General features: G+C 55.5%; 4 protein-coding genes. 1 reads left to right on the top strand and 3 read right to left on the bottom strand.

What is annotated here, in order from left to right; translation table 11 throughout:
* The coding region (locus tag AB8B76_RS09385) for a DUF6279 family lipoprotein (protein ID WP_405271942.1) at window positions 1-318 on the bottom strand (318 nt) is incomplete at its 3' end.
* Window positions 305-745, bottom strand: a complete 441-nt coding sequence (locus tag AB8B76_RS09380; protein ID WP_405271940.1) for a VOC family protein — start codon at window positions 743-745, stop codon at window positions 305-307. The genes AB8B76_RS09385 and AB8B76_RS09380, both read right to left, overlap by 14 nt.
* A 133-nt stretch (window positions 746-878) precedes the next feature.
* Between AB8B76_RS09380 and AB8B76_RS09375 the strand changes: the two genes are divergently transcribed.
* Window positions 879-2225 (top strand): alanine/glycine:cation symporter family protein, encoded by a 1347-nt coding sequence (locus AB8B76_RS09375; protein WP_405271938.1) that lies wholly within the window; start codon window positions 879-881, stop codon window positions 2223-2225.
* Between the two features lie 40 nt (window positions 2226-2265).
* On the opposite strand, the gene leuA is transcribed toward AB8B76_RS09375, so the two are convergent.
* Window positions 2266-3864 (bottom strand): 2-isopropylmalate synthase (leuA, locus tag AB8B76_RS09370; RefSeq protein ID WP_405271936.1); only part of this gene is annotated, 1599 nt, incomplete at its 5' end.

The raw sequence follows: 3864 nt of genomic DNA, 5'->3' as shown, positions 1-3864 counted from the left end.
CTGAAGCTGGGCCACGGTGAGATCTGCTTTGAGGTCTTCATCGATTGTGTTCAAGAACTCCACGTAACGCGGCAGCTCTTCCCGTCGATGCCATTCGAGAAGCCCTTCGAGCTGAGCATCAAAAACCTGCGACTGGCTTCGATCCAAATCCACGTAACGATCCAGATACCAGGGCAGAATAATATCCAGTCGGTTGTACACAAAAGTCGTGCCGCTGCAGGCCGTGAGCAGGAGCAATAAAGCCCCCAGCAACTGCCAGCGCCAGCGCGGCAGGCTCTGTCGGATATTCAAAGGCACGCCGTGTTTACGCGTATTCAAAGCCTTCTGTGGCAAACAGCATTTCAGGGTTACGAAAACATTTGAACTCGAGATGGTTACCTGCGGGATCACGCACAAAGCAGGTGCGCTGCTCTCCCTGGCGCCCGGCAAATCGGGTCTTTGGGTCGATCGCGTATTTCACCCCCGCAGTCGTGAGGCGACTTTGAAGGCTATCCCAGTCATCCCAGGCGAGTACCACACCAAAGTGGCTTGCCGGAACCGCGTCCCCATCCACAGGGTTCCTCGCCACCGCGGGCAAGTCTTCACTGTCTACCTTGTGAACCACGAGCTGGTGGCCGTAGAAGTCATAGTCGGTCCATCGGGGCGATGAGCGGCCCCGAGGGCAGCTGAGGACCTCACCATAAAAAGTCTCGGCGGCTTCAAGGTCATCTACGGGAAGGGCTAAATGAAAGGCAGTGCTTGGCATAGGGCCTCCATAACCAGAGTTTTCAACAATCAGTAGGTATCGACGGAATCATACTGAATCTTTTGATAAAGGTAAGCCGGAACTCGCATTTAGCCTGTGCTAATGTGCGGCGTTTGCTTACTTTGGCTACGACATGCTCAGTTTAGAAGAACTCTCACAACGCTTTGTTGACGCGGTTTGGGGCACTCCCCTTGTGGCACTGCTCCTCGGAGGCGGGCTCTTCTTTCTCTTCTACTCCCGAGCGTTGCCCTATCGGCATTTTGGTCATGCCATTGGGATTATGCTCGGTCGCCACGACACTCCGGGCGAAGCCGGTGAGCTCTCTCACGGTCAGGCACTAGCTGCCGCGCTGTCCGGCACTATGGGGCTTGGAAACATCGCAGGAGTGTCTCTGGCAATCGTTGCCGGCGGACCAGGCGCCGTGTTCTGGATGTGGGTGTCAGCACTGGTCGGTGTGGCCACAAAGTTTTTCACCTGCTCCCTTGGAGTAATGTATCGCGGCGAAGACAGTCTGGGGCGTCTCCAGGGCGGCCCCATGTACATTATCCGAGAGGCACTACCAAAACAGTTTTACCCGCTGGCAATTTTGTTTGCGGTCGCTGGTCTCGTAGGCACCTTGCCCTTGTTTCAGGCCAACCAGTTAACCGCGCTTGTGGGAGACACCGTGTTTAGCGGCAATATGCCTGCATGGGGTGGCCCGGCGATCGGCGTCTGCGTTGCCTGCCTCGTCGCCGGGGTTATCTTCGGTGGACTGCCCCGCGTGGCCAAGGTCGCAGTCGCGGTATTGCCCATCATGGTGGCAATTTACATGCTGATGACCCTGTACGTAATCATCAGCAATCTATCCATGGTGCCCGCGGTGCTGGCCAGTATTGTCAGCGAGGCCTTCACGCCGCAGGCGGCCGGCGGTGGGTTCATTGGCACGCTGCTAATCGGAATCAGCCGTGGCGCTTTTTCCAATGAAGCAGGTGTCGGCACCGAGGTGATGGCCCACGGGGCTGCCCGCACGAACGAGCCCATTCGCGAAGGTCTGGTGGCTATGCTCGGTCCAGTAATCGATACCTTGCTGGTGTGCACCTGCACGGCGCTCGTCATTCTGCTCACAGGTCAATGGCAAGTACCCGGAGAGCTCTCGGGTATCACGCTCACAGCCAATGCCTTTGTCGGCGAGATGGGGCACTTCGGTTTGATACCGCTGGCTTTCGTCACACTGATTCTCAGCACAACAACCATGTTCAGCGGCTGGTACTACGGCGCGAAATGTTTTGGTTTTTTATTTGGGGCTGAGGTTCAACACCATTTCCGCTGGGTTTTCGTAGGAACGGTGATTGTAGGTGCCAGCGTGAGTATCGATATGGTGTTCAATATTATTTCGGGCGCCTATGGCCTTATGGCTATACCGACGATGATAAGCACCTTGGTTCTGGCCCCGCGGGTCATGGCGGCGGCGCGAGACTATTTCTCTCGCCACCCTTATTGAAGCGAGCACTCACTTACCACAAAGCATATGGATTAAAGGCCTATGCCGCTGCGCTGCTCGTATCAGCTAGCGCGGGCGAGCGGCTCAACGCACCCAAAATCGCCAGCAAAGAGGCCTGAACAATGTCGTGGCTTCGTCCAACGCCACAGCTGCGATCACCCTCGATATTAAGTTGGATATAGCAAACCGCTTCTGCATCTGCGCTTTGGGAAAGAGCGTGCTCGCTGTATTCCACCAGCACAATAGACTTGCCTACGAAGCGCTCCAGAGCATCCACAAAGGCGGCAACAACACCGTTACCCGTTCCTGTGAGTTGTCGTGACTGACCACCATCCTGAATAGTCAGTTCAAGATTGTCGATGCCATCTACTCGACGAAGCTGATAGTCGTTAAGGCGCCAACGGGGATTCTCAGGCAGATAAGTTTCCTGGAACAAACTGTAGATAGCAGAGGAGCCAACCTCGCCCTCAGTGTCTTCGGCATAAGCCTGCACCGTCGCACTAAAATCAATCTGCAACCAACGGGGCATGTCGTAGCCATGATCGGCCTGCATAACGTAGGCAACGCCGCCTTTGCCGGACTGACTGTTGATACGAATGACCTCTTGATAGGAACGGCCGATATCCGCAGGGTCGATGGGTAGATATGCCACCTCCCAGGGCTGGCTTTCATCACCCTCTCGTCGCGACAGACACTTTTTTATCGCATCCTGATGACTGCCGGAAAAAGCGGTAAACACCAGCTCACCCGCGTAGGGGTGCCGAGGATGAACGGGGAGTTGCGTGCAAGCCTTCACGGTTTCGATGATTTCATCCATGCCCGCGAGGTTCAGCTCCGGATCGACGCCCTGGCTGTAGAGATTCATGGCCATAGTGATGATGTCCATATTGCCGGTGCGCTCACCGTTACCCATGAGCGTGCCTTCGATACGATCAGCGCCAGCCATCACCCCAAGCTCAGCCGCCGCCACTGCGCAACCGCGATCGTTGTGCGTGTGCAGTGACAAAATGATGCTGTCTCGCCTGGCGACATGGTCACAAAACCACTCGATCTGGTCGGCATAAACATTGGGGGTGCTCATTTCCACCGTTGCCGGCAGATTAATAATCACTTTCTTTTCCGGTGTTGGCTCCCAAACTGCGGTTACCGCATCACAGACCTCTACGGCAAAATCTAACTCGGTACCGGTAAAGCTCTCTGGCGAGTATTCAAAACTCCAATCCGTATCGGGATAGCGACCCGCATAGTCTTTAACGAGGCGAGCTCCGTTTTCGGCAATGGCTTTGATGCCTTCGCGATCGAGGCCAAAAACCTGCTCGCGCTGAACGGTCGATGTGGAGTTGTAAACATGAACGATTGCGCGGGGCACACCCTCAAGCGACTCAAAGGTTCTGGCGATCAACTCCTCTCGTGCCTGGGTGAGCACCTGGATGGTCACATCGTCTGGAATGCGATTGTTTTCGATGAGATTGCGCACAAAGGCAAAGTCGTGGCCGGAGGCCGATGGAAATCCGACTTCAATCTCCTTAAAACCCAGTTTCACCAGCAATTCCCACATACGCAGCTTCTGTGCGGCGGTCATGGGCTCAATGAGCGCCTGATTACCATCGCGCAAGTCCACGCTACACCAATCCGGTGC

The organism is Congregibacter sp., from assembly GCF_045107095.1.
Taxonomy (GTDB): Bacteria; Pseudomonadota; Gammaproteobacteria; order Pseudomonadales; family Halieaceae; genus Congregibacter.
The sequence above is the reverse complement of the archived record's forward strand: the minus strand, read 5'-3'. Positions and strand labels throughout refer to the sequence as shown.